The organism is Staphylococcus sp. 11007852 (assembly GCF_011394325.1).
In the GTDB taxonomy this organism is placed as follows: Bacteria; Bacillota; Bacilli; order Staphylococcales; family Staphylococcaceae; genus Staphylococcus; species Staphylococcus agnetis.
In genome coordinates, this window is record NZ_JAANBJ010000042.1 from 36,118 (window position 1) to 51,068 (window position 14,951).

General features: G+C 35.2%; 17 protein-coding genes and 1 other annotated feature. All 17 genes read left to right on the forward strand.

All coding sequences use genetic code 11. The annotated features are described in order from the left end of the window. Positions 1-32 precede the first annotated feature (32 nt). The 17 genes from G8Y85_RS12195 (at position 33) to G8Y85_RS12275 (ending at position 14,838) form a co-directional block, all read left to right on the forward strand. Complete coding sequence (locus G8Y85_RS12195) at positions 33-491, forward strand: DUF4930 family protein (protein WP_165805931.1); 459 nt, start codon at positions 33-35, stop codon at positions 489-491. A 70-nt stretch (positions 492-561) separates the two neighbouring features. Further along, on the forward strand, positions 562-705 hold the full coding sequence (locus tag G8Y85_RS12200; protein WP_165805190.1) for a hypothetical protein: 144 nt from the start codon (positions 562-564) through the stop codon (positions 703-705). A gap of 231 nt (positions 706-936) precedes the next feature. Further along, positions 937-1,773, forward strand: coding sequence for a rod shape-determining protein MreC (gene mreC / locus G8Y85_RS12205; RefSeq protein WP_060551201.1), 837 nt, complete (start codon positions 937-939; stop codon positions 1,771-1,773). Then, entirely contained in the window at positions 1,770-2,294 is a 525-nt protein-coding gene (gene mreD, locus G8Y85_RS12210; protein ID WP_107400933.1) for a rod shape-determining protein MreD, read from the forward strand. The genes mreC and mreD overlap by 4 nt, the downstream gene beginning before the upstream one ends. A gap of 28 nt (positions 2,295-2,322) precedes the next feature. Further along, positions 2,323-2,396: a sequence feature (ribosomal protein L21 leader region), on the forward strand. 11 nt (positions 2,397-2,407) lie between these two features. Beyond that, positions 2,408-2,716 (forward strand): 50S ribosomal protein L21, encoded by a 309-nt coding sequence (rplU, locus tag G8Y85_RS12215; RefSeq protein ID WP_037565481.1) that lies wholly within the window; start codon positions 2,408-2,410, stop codon positions 2,714-2,716. A gap of 2 nt (positions 2,717-2,718) precedes the next feature. After that, entirely contained in the window at positions 2,719-3,039 is a 321-nt protein-coding gene (locus tag G8Y85_RS12220; protein WP_037565480.1) for a ribosomal-processing cysteine protease Prp, read from the forward strand. Positions 3,040-3,049: 10 nt separating this feature from the next. Next, entirely contained in the window at positions 3,050-3,334 is a 285-nt protein-coding gene (gene rpmA, locus G8Y85_RS12225) for a 50S ribosomal protein L27 (protein WP_014613716.1), read from the forward strand. Positions 3,335-3,502: 168 nt separating this feature from the next. Then, the gene (gene obgE / locus G8Y85_RS12230) at positions 3,503-4,792 is read left to right on the forward strand and encodes a GTPase ObgE (protein ID WP_103345285.1); all 1,290 of its coding nucleotides are present in this window, start codon (positions 3,503-3,505) and stop codon (positions 4,790-4,792) included. A gap of 15 nt (positions 4,793-4,807) precedes the next feature. Further along, positions 4,808-5,251 carry an ACT domain-containing protein gene (locus G8Y85_RS12235; protein ID WP_037565478.1) on the forward strand — a complete coding sequence of 148 codons (444 nt, stop codon included), beginning with the start codon at positions 4,808-4,810 and terminating at the stop codon, positions 5,249-5,251. A gap of 12 nt (positions 5,252-5,263) precedes the next feature. Continuing rightward, complete coding sequence (ruvA, locus tag G8Y85_RS12240; RefSeq protein ID WP_165805932.1) at positions 5,264-5,863, forward strand: Holliday junction branch migration protein RuvA; 600 nt, start codon at positions 5,264-5,266, stop codon at positions 5,861-5,863. A gap of 15 nt (positions 5,864-5,878) precedes the next feature. Next, complete coding sequence (gene ruvB / locus G8Y85_RS12245) at positions 5,879-6,874, forward strand: Holliday junction branch migration DNA helicase RuvB (protein ID WP_060551196.1); 996 nt, start codon at positions 5,879-5,881, stop codon at positions 6,872-6,874. Positions 6,875-6,887: 13 nt separating this feature from the next. Continuing rightward, positions 6,888-7,913 carry a tRNA preQ1(34) S-adenosylmethionine ribosyltransferase-isomerase QueA gene (queA, locus tag G8Y85_RS12250; RefSeq protein WP_107371445.1) on the forward strand — a complete coding sequence of 342 codons (1,026 nt, stop codon included), beginning with the start codon at positions 6,888-6,890 and terminating at the stop codon, positions 7,911-7,913. Positions 7,914-7,926: 13 nt separating this feature from the next. Then, the gene (gene tgt, locus G8Y85_RS12255; protein WP_060551194.1) at positions 7,927-9,066 is read left to right on the forward strand and encodes a tRNA guanosine(34) transglycosylase Tgt; all 1,140 of its coding nucleotides are present in this window, start codon (positions 7,927-7,929) and stop codon (positions 9,064-9,066) included. A gap of 15 nt (positions 9,067-9,081) precedes the next feature. Continuing rightward, entirely contained in the window at positions 9,082-9,345 is a 264-nt protein-coding gene (yajC, locus tag G8Y85_RS12260; RefSeq protein WP_039645397.1) for a preprotein translocase subunit YajC, read from the forward strand. Between the two features lie 308 nt (positions 9,346-9,653). Further along, positions 9,654-11,933 (forward strand): protein translocase subunit SecDF, encoded by a 2,280-nt coding sequence (secDF, locus tag G8Y85_RS12265; protein WP_105995570.1) that lies wholly within the window; start codon positions 9,654-9,656, stop codon positions 11,931-11,933. A gap of 92 nt (positions 11,934-12,025) precedes the next feature. Beyond that, complete coding sequence (gene recJ, locus G8Y85_RS12270; RefSeq protein WP_165805933.1) at positions 12,026-14,308, forward strand: single-stranded-DNA-specific exonuclease RecJ; 2,283 nt, start codon at positions 12,026-12,028, stop codon at positions 14,306-14,308. Between the two features lie 11 nt (positions 14,309-14,319). Then, positions 14,320-14,838: an adenine phosphoribosyltransferase gene (locus G8Y85_RS12275; protein WP_037565470.1), complete on the forward strand. Its 519-nt coding sequence runs from the start codon at positions 14,320-14,322 to the stop codon at positions 14,836-14,838. The last annotated feature ends 113 nt before the right edge of the window (positions 14,839-14,951 follow it).

Consider the following 14,951-nt stretch of genomic DNA (forward strand, 5'->3'; position numbering starts at 1 on the left):
ATCTATAATTGATTGATAAAGGAGGCATATCAATGAAATTGATTTTAAGTCTAATAAAAATGTTTATCGTTATCATATGTATTGGATTAATTGCATTTTTTGTCATTAAAGACGTGCCTCAAATCAATCAAGCGAAATGGAATCCGTTACAAACGACAGTACAACAAAATGTAGATGAAGACGGTTTTATCATTCCAACTGAAGGGAAAAAATATGTCGTTGAGGATAATGAAATTTTAAGAAATGTTCCTTCAAGTCAGGCGCGTAATTTCTTTAATTGGATTGATAAATATGAATTTATGCAAGTTAATGCATTTTCTAGAATGGGTTATGATGATAAATATTTAATTGCTGAGAGAGACACGCAATATATAATATATCAATTTGGAAGCCGCTATGTACGAGTCTATACGACTGAGCATGATTTATATTCAGACTTAAATCAACTTGGACATCAAATTGAAATGCATCCTATAACAGCATATCAATAATGACGCTGGTATTTGAAAATTTATCTCAAATACGTTAGGCTTGAATAAAATTGTAAAAAGGGTGAGTCATATGTCTACAGAAAATAATGCGCAACAAAGCAATGAACAATTAAAAGCGCAAAAGTTATTTGCTCAATGGCGAAAGGACGAAACTTTATACAAAGAAGATGCGCCACAAAACGATAAGTCTAAAAAAGACAGTCAGTCTCTATAAGTGATATTATTTGTCACCATAATTCATCTTTATATGAACTATGGTGGCTTTTTAATATTAATTGTCGTTTTAAAGTCTTAAGGGTTGGGACAAAACAATTTTGAATATTCCATCTTCTTTCAATTAGTATTCCAGTTATTTTAGAATAATTATCTCTTGTGGCTTTATTTCATTGTCATAGTGATATAAAATAATGAGTGTTATTTACAATTACATATTGAGGTGTTGAGGTTGTCTCATTTTTTTAAAAATAATAAATTAATCGTGTTGTTTTGTGCGCTCATTATTTTTATAGCTTTAATTGGATTGTCAATACGTTCACACTCACAATCCATTCCTGAGCAATATGCAGGTGATTCTATTTCGTTTGGTCAACGCGTCTTTTCATATCCTATGCAAGTCATTTCTGCGACTACAAAAGCCATTTTTCATAACGAAGCACAACCATCGCAATCAGAAAACCAACTTAAATCTGATAACCAACGACTTCAAGCTGAAAACAAGCAGTTACGTGATGATTTAAAAATCAGTGATATTTCTAAATATGATCCTATGGCTGTCAACGTTATCGCACGGCATCCTGATCAATGGATGAATACATTAATCATTGATAAAGGCGCAAAGTCAGGTATTACAGAAAACATGGCAGTATTAACACCCAATGGTTTGATTGGGCGCGTGACAAAAGTTAATCAATTCTCAGCACAAGTCAATTTAATATCTACAAAAGGGCGTACAAATCGACTTTCCGTACATATATTAAATAAAGACAAAGAAGCTTTTGGTTTAATTGATCATTATGATGAAAAATCGGACCGACTCATTATTTCAGATATTGATAACAGTCATAAGTTGTCTAAAGGAGATAAAGTGATTACAAGTGGTTTAGGTGATCAATTACCACGGGGCATTTTTGTAGGAGAAGTTGAAAAAGTTCAAAATGATCAGTATGGATTGTCTAAACAAGTGGTAGTGAAAACAGGTGCAAATATTAATCAAATCGGCACAGTTTATGTTGCAAAACGTGATCCTAAAACAGTAGATCGTTCTGAGGAGGATGCATCATGAAACGTGCATCAGTTTACCTCATAGTTGCGATCATATGTTTTTATTTAGATACGGTTCTTACGATGATGTCGCCGATAAAGATTTTTGGCATCCAGTTTATTATGGTGCCGCGTCTCACTTTAATCTTTCTATTATTAATGACCTTTTACAGAAATGTGTATAGTGCATTGATTTTAGGTATGTTCCTAGGGTTAATGACCGACCTATACTTTGGTGAAATATATGGCGTTTATTTAATAGCGTATTTAATGCTGATTTTGTTTGTTGAAAAGTTTTTTTCACTTTTTTATCGAGACCATGCAGTAGTATTCTTAGTGATTTTAGTCAGTGTTATTGTACTTGATATTTTTGTAGCGTTCTTATATCACTTGGTAGGCTTGATTGACTTTAATATTTTAGATTATTTACTTTTTAGAGCACCTTTAACGTTGCTGCTAAATGCCATTTTACTCATCTTCATTTATACCTTGTTAGATTACCGTCAAAATCGCAAAAGAACTATTGACATCAAAATCAAGTGATGGTATGATGCAGTAGTTGAGTAGTTTTAGCTACATACAACCGCTCAAATATAGGTTTTAAGTACATGATGTCACCTATATATGGCGTGACTTAATTATAGGAGGTGCAAAGTATGTTTGCTATTATTGAAACAGGTGGAAAACAAATCAAAGTAGAAGAAGGTCAAGAAATTTACGTTGAAAAATTAAACGGTAATGAAGGCGATACTTTTACTTTTGATAAAGTCTTATTCGTAGGTGGAGATAGCATCACTGTTGGCGCGCCAACAATCGAAGGTGCAACAGTATCTGCGAAAATTAACAAACACGGTCGTGGTAAAAAAATCACTGTATTTACTTACCGTCGTCGTAAAGACTCTAAACGTAAAAAAGGTCACCGTCAACCATATACGAAGTTAACAATCGACAAAATTAGCCTTTAATTATGATTAACGTTGATATTAAGTTAAATGATGACGGACAGGTCACAGATGTGATAATGGAAGGACATGCAGATTTTGCTGAACATGGACAAGATATTGTGTGTGCAGGCGCATCAGCTGTACTTTTCGGTAGCGTCAATGCTATTATAGGATTAACTTCTGAAAGACCTGATATAGATTATAGTGATGACGGAGGCTATTTTCATTTCCGTAGCGTAGATACATCTAATGAAAAAGCACAGTTAATCTTACAATCTATGTTAATATCTTTACAAACAATCGAAGAAGAATATAAAGACTACATTAAATTAAATTATAAGTGAGGTGTAACTCATGCTTAAATTAAACTTACAATTTTTCGCATCTAAAAAAGGGGTAAGTTCTACAAAAAACGGACGTGACTCTGAATCAAAACGTTTAGGTGCTAAACGTGCAGATGGTCAATTTGTTACTGGTGGATCAATTTTATTCCGTCAACGTGGAACAAAAATTTACCCAGGTGAAAACGTAGGTCGTGGCGGCGATGACACATTATTCGCTAAAATCGACGGCGTTGTAAAATTTGAACGTAAAGGTCGCGACAAAAAACAAGTATCTGTATATGCAGTTGCTGAATAATTTGTCCACATACACACACCAGAAGGTTGCTTCTGGTGTTTCTTTTTTATCTAATGCTATTTATGAAGTGAAATGCTTGATTAAACATACGTTGAATTCTATGCCATTTCTATAGTTTTGACTTCAAAAGCTAGATATTAACATATAAAATGAAAATGAGGTGAAATCATGTTTGTCGATCAAGTTAAAATATTTTTAAAAGCAGGAGACGGAGGTAATGGCATTACAGCTTATCGCCGTGAAAAATATGTTCCTTTTGGTGGTCCAGCTGGCGGCGATGGTGGTCGTGGCGCATCTGTCATTTTTGAAGTGGATGAAGGTTTAAGAACTTTAATGGATTTTCGCTTTCAGCGCCATTTCAAAGCTAAAAAAGGTGAAAACGGACAAAGCAGTAATATGCATGGTAAAAATGCTGAAGATCTTGTATTAAAAGTGCCTCCAGGTACTATTGTAAAAGATGTAGAAACAGAACAGACATTAGCTGACTTAGTAGAGCACGGGCAACGTGCAACGATAGCTAAAGGGGGGCGTGGCGGTAGAGGCAACTCTCGTTTTGCGACGCCTAAAAACCCTGCACCGGATTTTAGTGAAAATGGAGAACCTGGTGAGGAACTAGAAGTAACTTTGGAACTGAAATTGTTAGCCGATGTTGGACTTGTTGGTTTTCCAAGTGTTGGAAAATCTACTTTACTTTCCATTGTGTCTAAAGCTAAACCAAAAATAGGAGCCTATCATTTTACAACAATTCAACCCAATTTAGGTGTAGTAACTACACCAGATCAACGTAGTTTCGTTATGGCTGATTTACCTGGTCTTATTGAAGGTGCATCAGAAGGTGTTGGGCTTGGTCATCAATTTTTACGCCACGTTGAACGCACAAAAGTTATTGTTCATGTTATTGATATGAGCGGCATGGAAGGGCGCGATCCTTACGAGGATTATGTAACTATAAATAGAGAAATGTGCGCTTATGAAGAAAAATTACAGAAACGTCCTCAAATTATCGTTGCAAACAAAATGGATATGCCTGAAGCCGAAGCACAACTTGAATTGTTTAAAGAACAGCTCGAGGAAGATGTTACAATCATACCAATTTCGGCATATACGCGAGAAAATATTGATCAACTGTTATATTCAATTGCCAACACTCTAGAATCTGTTAAAGATATTGATTTCAATGCTGAGGAGGAAACGCCTGGCATTCACCGTGTTGTTTATAAACATACGCCGTCTGTAGATAAGTTTACAATCTCTCGTGATGATGATGGTGCTTATGTTGTCAGCGGTAATGCAATAGAACGACTCTTCAAGATGACGGACTTCAATAGCGATCCAGCTATTCGACGATTCGCTCGACAAATGCGCTCAATGGGTATTGATGATGCGTTACGTGAACGCGGTGCTGAAAATGGTGATATCGTTCGTATTCTAGGTGGAGAATTTGAATTTGTAGAATAATAGGAGCGGGTTAAAATGAAATATCAGTATTTTCTTATACGGGAAGATGTTTTGCCTTACGTGGTTTCAAAAGTACTTCGCGTAAAAGAGAGCTTAAAAGACAATCCATCATTAACCGTGCAAGAGGCAGTAAAACTTCACGACTGTTCAAGAAGTGCTTTTTATAAATATAGAGATACCATTTTTCCTTTAGATGAGGTCAACAATGCTTCTAAAGAATTTACGATTATTTTATTTGTGACAGATAAAGTAGGCACACTTGCGACGATTTTGGATAAAATTTCTCAACTTCATTTATCGGTTTTAACCATTCACCAAAGTGTCCCTATAGATAAAAAAGCGTCAATCACGTTATCTTTAAATGCCAGTAAGACCGATTTAAATGTATACGATATCATTAATACATTGCGTCAATTAGATAATGTACATAACGTAGATATTATCGGAATGAATATGTAAGGAGATATGAATATGTACGCATATATTAAAGGAACACTGAAACATTTATATCCGACACATGTGGTGGTAGAAACGTCTTCTGGTGTCGCATATGAAATTCAAACGCCTAATTCTTATCGTTTCCAAAGTCAACTTAATCACACATGTATCATCTACACAGCTTTAATCGTTCGTGAAGATGCGCAATTGCTTTATGGTTTCATAGATAATGAAGAAAAAGATATGTTTCTAAGTTTAATTAAAGTGACTGGCATTGGACCGAAATCTGCATTAGCCATACTGACAGCAAGTACACCTAACCAAGTGAAATTAGCAATCGAGAGTGAAAATGATGCGTATTTAACACAATTTCCTGGAATCGGTAAAAAGACAGCACGTCAAATTGTTTTAGATTTAAAAGGGAAAGTAGTTGTGACTGAAGAGCAAGATGCTACGCTCATGATACAATCTGATACCAACACATCCGTGTTTAAAGACGAAGCAATTCTTGCATTAGAAGCATTAGGATATTCTAAACGAGAACTCAATAGGATTGAAAAGAAAATGGCTAAAGAGTCATTTGATACTGTAGATGAAGCAGTTAAATTTGGTTTGCAACAACTCATTTCATAACTAAGGAGGAGTTCAATGGATAAAAAACGTATGGTTGATGGTCACGAAACGGTAGAAGATCATGATTTTGAACTATCATTACGTCCTGATCGTTTACGTCAGTATATCGGTCAATCATCTATAAAATCTAATTTGGAAGTTTTTATTAAGGCAGCGCAGCTTAGAAAAGAACCATTAGATCACGTATTGTTATTCGGTCCTCCTGGCCTTGGGAAAACGACATTATCACATATTATAGCAAATGAAATGAATGTGAATTTACGCACAGTTTCAGGCCCATCTATAGAACGTCCTGGTGACTTGGCTGCTATTTTAACTGGTTTACAACCTGGTGACGTATTGTTTATTGATGAAATTCATAGATTAAGTAGTGTAGTGGAAGAGGTCCTTTACCCAGCAATGGAAGATTTTTTTCTAGACATTGTGGTCGGAAAAGGTGAAGAAGCGAGAAGTATACGTATTGATCTGCCTCCATTCACGTTAGTAGGTGCAACTACGAGAGCTGGTAGTTTAACAAGTCCTTTACGCGATCGATTTGGGGTTCATTTAAGGTTAGAATATTATAAAACCGAAGAACTACAACAAATCATTACCCGTACTGCAGAAGTGTTAGGGACAATGATCGATTCTGAAAGCGCCCTTGAAATAGCCAAGCGCAGTCGAGGTACCCCAAGAATTGCCAATCGTTTGTTAAAACGTATTCGAGATTTTCAACAAGTTAATGAAGACGATCAAATTTATATTGAAACTACAAAATATGCATTAGACTTACTTCAAGTTGATGAAGAGGGTCTAGATTATATCGACCATAAGATGATGGCATGTATAATTGAACAATATCGTGGTGGTCCAGTCGGATTAGACACCATCGCCGTATCTATAGGAGAAGAACGTATCACTATAGAGGATGTGTATGAACCTTTCTTAATTCAACAAGGGTTTATTGAACGCACACCAAGAGGTCGAAAAGCAACACCTAAAGCTTACGCACATTTTAATTATTCTGTTTAAATGAGGGACTAATTTGAATATAGAAGATTTTAACTATCACTTACCTGAAAACTTAATTGCTCAAACACCACTTAAAGAGCGCGACACGAGCAAACTTTTATATATGAACCGCGAGACAGGTGATATTCAGGACTTACAGTTTAAAGAGGTTATTCGATTTTTCAAACCTGGAGATACACTCGTATTAAACGATACTAAAGTCATGCCTGCACGGTTGTTTGGGTTAAAGAAAGAAACAAACGCCAAAGTAGAAATGTTAATGCTTACCAATATTGAAGGCGATGATTGGGAAGTGCTTTTAAAACCTGCTAAAAGAATAAAGGTTGGCCAATCTATCTCTTTTGGTGATGGTAAAATTGTAGCGACGTGTATGAAAGAGTTAGATCAAGGTGGCAGGGTAATGCGATTGCATTATGAAGGAATTTTACAAGAGCGTCTTGATGAACTAGGTGAGATGCCACTGCCACCATACATTAAAGAACGGCTTGATGACCGTGACCGTTATCAAACGGTTTATGCAAAAGCAACTGGATCTGCAGCAGCACCTACAGCGGGCTTACACTTTACCGATGATTTGTTGAAAAAAGTACAAGATAAAGGTGTTCAAATTGCATTTGTGACACTTCATGTAGGTTTAGGAACGTTTCGACCTGTTAGTGTTACGGATGTCAATGCACATGAAATGCATAGCGAATATTACACAGTGAGTAAAGAGACAGCTCAATTACTGAATGACACAAAAGCAAAAGGTCACCGCATTATTGCCGTAGGTACAACTTCAACACGAACATTAGAGACGGTAGTAAGAGATCATGGTGAATTTACGCAAGCAAGTGGATGGACAAATATTTTTATCTATCCTGGTTTTGAATTTAAAGCCATTGATGGCTTAATTACAAATTTTCATTTACCAAAATCAACATTAGTGATGCTTGTGTCTGCTTTTAGTTCAACACAGTATGTTTTAAACGCATATACACATGCGGTCAATGCAAAATATCGATTTTTTAGTTTTGGAGATGCAATGATTATTATATAGAGAGGTTTTGACTATGCCAGCAGTTACTTACGAACATATCAAGACGTGTAAACAATCTGGTGCCCGTCTAGGAATTGTTCATACACCACATGGTTCATTTGAAACACCGATGTTTATGCCAGTAGGGACTAAAGCAACGGTAAAAACGATGAGCCCAGAAGATTTAAAAGCGATGGAAGCGAAAATTATCCTTAGTAATACGTATCATCTTTGGTTACAACCTGGAAATGATATTGTAAAAAAAGCTGGGGGGCTTCATAAATTCATGAATTGGGATGGTCCGATTTTAACAGACTCGGGTGGATTCCAAGTATTTAGTTTAAGTGATTTACGTAAAATTAGTGAAGAAGGCGTTGAGTTTAGACACCATGCCAACGGCTCAAAATTATTTTTGTCACCTGAAGATTCTATTAAAATCCAAAATGATTTAGGTTCAGATATTATTATGGCATTTGATGAATGTCCACCTATGCCAGCTGAATATCAGTACGTTAAAGATTCTATAGAACGCACCACGCGTTGGGCGAAACGCTGTAAAGATGCACACCAACGTCCTGAAGATCAAGCATTGTTTGGCATCATTCAAGGCGGAGAATATAAAGATTTACGTCAGCAAAGTGCCGAGGATCTTGTAAAACTAGATTTTCCTGGTTATGCGATTGGTGGTTTATCAGTCGGAGAACCAAAACCAGTGATGTATGATATGGTTGAGCACACAGTACAATTTATGCCTGAAAATAAGCCGAGATATTTAATGGGTGTGGGTTCTCCAGATGCACTTATTGAATGTAGTATACGTGGTATGGACATGTTTGATTGTGTATTGCCCACACGTATTGCTAGAAATGGGACTTGTATGACGTCTCATGGTCGACTAGTTGTTAAAAATGCAAAATTTAAAGATGACTTCAGACCGTTAGATGAAAATTGTGATTGCTATACATGTAAAAACTATACGCGTGCCTATTTAAGACATTTAATTAAAGCAGATGAAACGTTCGGTATACGTTTAACTACTTATCATAACCTTCATTTTCTGCTAAAATTAATGGAGAACATTAGACAAGCCATTCGAGAAGACCGTCTTTTAGATTTTAAAGAAGAATTTTTCGAACAATATGGTCTTAATGTTGAAAATCCGAAAAATTTCTAGATAGGAGTTTATTTTATGTCTTCATTACTTAGTTTATTACCATTAATCCTACTTTTTGTAGTTATGTGGTTCTTTATGATTCGTCCGCAACAAAAGCGTGCGAAAGAACATCGTGAAATGGTTTCCCAATTACAATCAGGTCAACGTGTAACGACAATTGGTGGTATCAAAGGGACAGTGCGTGCTGTAGATGAAACAACTGCTGTTGTTGTTGTTAATGGAAAAGGCACTGAAATGACATTTGAAAAACAAGCAATTAAACAAGTAGATCCTTCATAATTTGAAAATAAGGATTGAATCGGGATGAGAAATCAAAGACGTCATGTATGATTTCAATCCCGTTTTTTTATGATAATTCTGTGTGAATTGTAAATAACTTGAAAAAATGATATTAAAGGCGTACAGTTATAAATTGGTTGAACACGTGAACGTTAAAAAGTAGTGTGGTACTTTACAATAAACGTTTAAAAATTCATAAAATTATTTAATGGAAGCAAGTTTAAGATAACTTTAATATATTAAAATAACTTGCGTGCTAAACTATAACTAAAGTATGCTAGTTTCATAAGCTAAAAAGAGGTGTTTATGTGAAAAAAGTCAGTAAATTGATTACTTTTTTACTGTTAGTCGTATTGCTCTTTGGCGGCATGGCTGCAACGTATAAAAATGTAGTCAAAGATGTTAATTTAGGACTTGATTTACAAGGTGGATTTGAAGTTTTATATCAAGTAAAACCACTCTCTGACGGTGACAAAATCGATAAAACTGCCGTCCAGTCCACTGCTAAAACATTAGAACGTCGTGTCAATGTTTTAGGGGTCTCTGAGCCAAAAATTCAAGTCGAAGATCAAAACCGAATTCGTGTCCAATTAGCGGGCGTGAAAGACCAAGATCAAGCACGAAAAATTTTATCATCACAAGCTAATTTAACGATTAGAGATGCCGATGATAAAATCAAATTGACAGGTAAAGATTTAGTTCAAGGTTCTGCTAAACAGGAATTTAAACAAAACACAAATCAACCTGCCGTCACATTTAAATTAAAAGATAGTGACAAATTTAAAAAAGTTACAGAAGAAATCTCTAAAAAGCAAGAAAATGTAATGGTCGTATGGTTAGATTATCAAAAAGGCGATAGCTATCATAAAGAGAAAACGAAAGAAAAACCAAAATACGTTTCTGCTGCTTCTGTAGACCAACCTATTAATTCACCTAATGTTGAAATTTCAGGTGGTTTTAAAGGTGAAAAAGGTATCACTGAGGCGAAACAAATCGCAGACTTATTAAATTCTGGTTCCTTACCAGTTAAATTAGATGAAATCTACTCAACATCTGTAGGTGCACAATTTGGTCAGGACGCGCTCCAAAAAACAATTTTCGCATCTATTATAGGTATTAGTCTCATCTTTATTTTTATGACATTATTCTACCGCTTGCCTGGTATTATTGCGGTAATTACGTTAACAACATACGTTTACTTGACATTATTGGCATTCAATTTCATTTCAGGTGTACTTACGCTACCTGGTCTTGCTGCATTAGTACTTGGGGTTGGGATGGCAGTTGATGCTAACATTATTATGTATGAACGTATTAAAGATGAGCTCAGAATAGGGCGTAACTTAAAACAAGCCTATAAAAAAGCCAACAAGTCATCATTTATTACAATACTAGATGCCAATTTAACAACGGTATTAGCCGCAACTGTACTCTTTTTCTTTGGTGAAAGTTCAGTAAAAGGTTTTGCTACAATGTTACTCTTGGCCATTCTAATGAGCTTTGTAACAGCTGTATTTTTAACACGATTACTATTATCACTTATCGTTTATTCTAACGTGTTTAAGAAAAAATTATGGTGGTTTGGTGTTAAGAAAAATCAAATTCATGATATTAACGAAGGTAAAGATGTTTCAGAATTAAGTACACCGTACGATCGTATTGATTTTATGAAACTTGCTAAACCTCTTTTTGCTGTTAGTGGTTTAATCATTGCAGCCGGGGTTATCATATTATTTATTTTCAAACTTAACTTAGGTATTGATTTCACGGCGGGTACACGTATTGATGCACAAAGTGACCATGCTTTAAAGCAACACCAAGTTGAAAAGAAAATGGAATCAATTGGCTTGAAACCAGATCAATTGTCTATCGGTGGCACTAATGATACAAAAGCTTCTATGCAATATAAACATGATTTATCTAAAGAAGAAGTTTCTAAAGTAAAATCATTGATTCAAAAAGAATTTGGTCATGATCCAACTGTAAATACTGTATCTCCGGTTATTGGTCAAGAGTTAGCTAAAAATGCAATGTTAGCGGTCTTATTAGCTTCCATTGGCATGATTATTTATATCACGCTGCGTTTTGAATGGCGTATGGGTATATCTTCAATCATTTCACTTTTACATGATGCGTTTATGATTATTGCTGTATTTAGCTTATTCCGATTAGAAGTCGATATAACATTTATCGCTGCCGTATTGACGATTATAGGTTATTCCATTAATGATACGATTGTTACTTTTGACCGAGTACGGGAAATGTTAAGAAAAGTAAAAGTCATCACGAAAGAAGAAGAAATTGATTATATTGTTAATAGTTCTATCAGACAAACGTTAACTCGTTCTGTAAATACTGTATTAACAGTAGTCATCGTAGTAGTCGCGTTATTATTACTTGGTGCATCAAGTATCTTCAATTTCTCACTGGCATTATTGATTGGTTTAGTTTCCGGTGTATTTTCATCTATCTTTATTGCCGTTCCGTTATGGGGCATTTTAAAGAAACGTGAATTACGCAAATCTGAACATCATAAATTAACAGTTTATAAACGCAAACGTAGTAATGATGAAAAAGTATTAGTATAATTTTAAAGGGATGAATCCTCAAATGATTCATCCCTTTAATGTTTCTCATACATATTTTTGATATAATGTTTGAGTGAAATGAGGCGTTAGTAATGATTCAATCTAAATATAAATGGGTTACTAAAAAAACGGATAACGTAATCACTGAAGATACAATTAAAACTTTTAATATTACGCCGTTAATGCAAAGTATTTTAGAAAGTAAAGGAATAACAAGTTACGAAGATATTGACCAAATGTTAAATGCAAAAACGGTTACTCATGATACAGCACGTTTAAGTGATATACAACGTGCGACAAATCGTATCCAACAAGCTATCAATGCAGAGGAACCGATTTTAGTTTATGGTGACTATGATGCTGATGGCGTGACGTCAACAACCATTTTAGTACAAACTTTAAAAAAATTAGGCGCCGTTGTCGGTTGGTATATACCTAATCGTTTTTCTGAAGGTTATGGGCCCAGTGAGGTAGCTTTTAAAAATGCCTATGACGAAGGTGTTAAATTAATCATTACTGTTGATAATGGCATTCAAGGACACCATGAAATCGATATGGTTCAGCAATTAGGTGTAGATGTCATTGTAACCGATCATCATGAAATGGGTGACACTTTGCCAAATGCCTATGCCATCATACACCCGATGCACCCTGATTATGATTATCCGTTTCAATACTTATGTGGTGCTGGTGTAGCACTAAAACTCGCGCAACATTTACTAGATGACATTCCTGACTACTTTTGGGTTTATGCCATGATAGGAACGATTGCAGATTTAGTTCCGATGCGCGATGAAAATAGAAGTATCGTCCGTAAAGGCTTAAAATTGATCAATCATGATATGCCAGTTGCGCTCAAAGCATTATTAAATGAAGCGAATTATGATGATGCAGTTAATGAAGAAACAATTGGGTTTACGATTGGGCCTAGATTGAATGCGGTTGGACGTTTAGACGATGCGAGTTTAGCCGCTGAATTGTTGATGACAAACGATGAAGATGAAGCCCAATTTTTAGCAGAACAAGTAGAACATTTTAATCAAGAACGTAAGACAATTGTGCAAGCTGTAACTGAAGAAGCTATGATTATGGCTCAAGCACAAGTTGCAGAAGGACAACGTTTTTTAGTTTTATATCAAGAGGATTGGCATGAAGGAATTTTAGGAATTGTAGCATCTCGAATCGTCGAATCCTATCAACGACCAACCATGATTTTGAATATTGATCATGAAAAGCAACATGCTAAAGGCTCTGCACGTAGTATCTCACAAATTTCAATGTTCGAATTGTTATCTACTCAAGCCGATTTAATAGATAAATTTGGAGGACATCATGCTGCTGCTGGCTTAACACTGCCTATTGAAAATGTTGAAAGTTTAAAACAGGCGCTTAACGAAGTCATGAAAAATCAATATAAAGAAGATGCACTTCAACCTGAAAAATATATCGATGCGGCAGTTGCGCTTGATACTGTCACTGTAGAAAATATTGCGTCTTTAGAACGTTTGCGTCCATTTGGTATGCAATTCGAACGCCCGTTATTTCAATTAAATCATTTAACAATTCAACAGGCTAGGGCGATTGGTCAACAACAAAATCATTTAAAAATTTCATTTGTAGAACAAAAACTTCAAGGGCTTTTTTGGAATGAAGGTTCTCGTATCCACGAAATAATGCCTAATCAACACATTAATGCGATTGGTGAATTGCAAATAAACGAGTGGAACGGTAACCGAACGCCGCAACTAATTGTTACCGATATCCATAGTAATGAACGCCAAATGTTTGATTATCGTAGTAAAAACAAAAAGTTGCCACAATTTGAGACAACTTCTAATACATGCTATTTGATTCATCCGAGCAGCGACAAACGACATCAACATGAATATTATTATGGAGAACCTATACCTAGTGATTATGAGAAATGTGTTTTCTTAGAGCTACCTCTCACAATAGATGATTTCAAAGAGAGCTTGCAACATATTTCGGCATCACAAGTTTATGTTCAATTTACACACCAAAAATCGATATATTTCGAAGGTATACCGAAAATTGATACCTTTAAAAAATGTTATAAGCTATTATACCAACAAAAAGAGATTGACCTTACAAAAGAGGGCTTAAACATGAGTCGTTTCTTACAAATTGAACCACAATTGTTAAAATTTATATTAAAAGTGTTCCTCGATTTACAATTTATCACACAAAATAATGGTATAATAAAAATCGATACAACTGCTACCAAACAAGACATTACTTCTAGTCGTATTTATCAAGGACGGTTACATCGAATAGAAGTAGAAAAGCAGTTATTATATTCCGATTTTCCAGCTTTACAACAATGGATGGAAAATGCGATGCAAAAGGAAGAATGAGGAGGAAAAGCATGGATTTAAAGCAATATGTCTCAGAGGTGCAAGATTGGCCAAAAAAAGGTGTTAATTTTAAAGACATTACTACAATTATGGATAATGGTGAGGCATATGGGTATGCTACGGATCAAATTGTAAAGTATGCTAAAGAAAAAAATGTTGATATCGTAGTAGGTCCAGAAGCACGTGGCTTTATTATCGGATGTCCTGTCGCGTATGCTATGGGTATTGGGTTTGCGCCTGTTCGTAAAGAAGGCAAATTACCACGAGAAGTGATTCGTTACGAATATGATTTAGAATATGGCAGTAACGTTTTAACGATGCATGCGGATGCGATTAAACCAGGTCAACGTGTGTTGATTACCGATGATCTATTAGCAACAGGTGGTACAATTGAAGCTGCCATTAAATTGGTTGAACAACAAGGCGGTATTGTTGCTGGCATTGCTTTTATTATAGAGTTAGCATATCTAAATGGAATTGAAAAAATAAAAGATTATGATGTGATGCGTTTAATATCTTATGATGAGTAATCCTTGATTTTAAGATATTGAACTATTAAACGCATTTGATTTGTTAAAGTGATGTATCAATTTTAATACAATTGCTAGTTTTAAATATTAAAGATGATGTCTTATTCATATAA

Coding starts and splice junctions, on each gene's coding strand:
- G8Y85_RS12220 (WP_037565480.1), top strand. CDS start 2,719: ATGATTAACGTTGATATTAAGTTAAATGATGACGGACAGGTCACAGAT.
- rpmA (WP_014613716.1), top strand. CDS start 3,050: ATGCTTAAATTAAACTTACAATTTTTCGCATCTAAAAAAGGGGTAAGT.
- G8Y85_RS12200 (WP_165805190.1), top strand. CDS start 562: ATGTCTACAGAAAATAATGCGCAACAAAGCAATGAACAATTAAAAGCG.
- G8Y85_RS12195 (WP_165805931.1), top strand. CDS start 33: ATGAAATTGATTTTAAGTCTAATAAAAATGTTTATCGTTATCATATGT.
- rplU (WP_037565481.1), top strand. CDS start 2,408: ATGTTTGCTATTATTGAAACAGGTGGAAAACAAATCAAAGTAGAAGAA.
- obgE (WP_103345285.1), top strand. CDS start 3,503: ATGTTTGTCGATCAAGTTAAAATATTTTTAAAAGCAGGAGACGGAGGT.
- ruvB (WP_060551196.1), top strand. CDS start 5,879: ATGGATAAAAAACGTATGGTTGATGGTCACGAAACGGTAGAAGATCAT.
- mreD (WP_107400933.1), top strand. CDS start 1,770: ATGAAACGTGCATCAGTTTACCTCATAGTTGCGATCATATGTTTTTAT.
- yajC (WP_039645397.1), top strand. CDS start 9,082: ATGTCTTCATTACTTAGTTTATTACCATTAATCCTACTTTTTGTAGTT.
- tgt (WP_060551194.1), top strand. CDS start 7,927: ATGCCAGCAGTTACTTACGAACATATCAAGACGTGTAAACAATCTGGT.
- G8Y85_RS12235 (WP_037565478.1), top strand. CDS start 4,808: ATGAAATATCAGTATTTTCTTATACGGGAAGATGTTTTGCCTTACGTG.
- G8Y85_RS12275 (WP_037565470.1), top strand. CDS start 14,320: ATGGATTTAAAGCAATATGTCTCAGAGGTGCAAGATTGGCCAAAAAAA.
- ruvA (WP_165805932.1), top strand. CDS start 5,264: ATGTACGCATATATTAAAGGAACACTGAAACATTTATATCCGACACAT.
- recJ (WP_165805933.1), top strand. CDS start 12,026: ATGATTCAATCTAAATATAAATGGGTTACTAAAAAAACGGATAACGTA.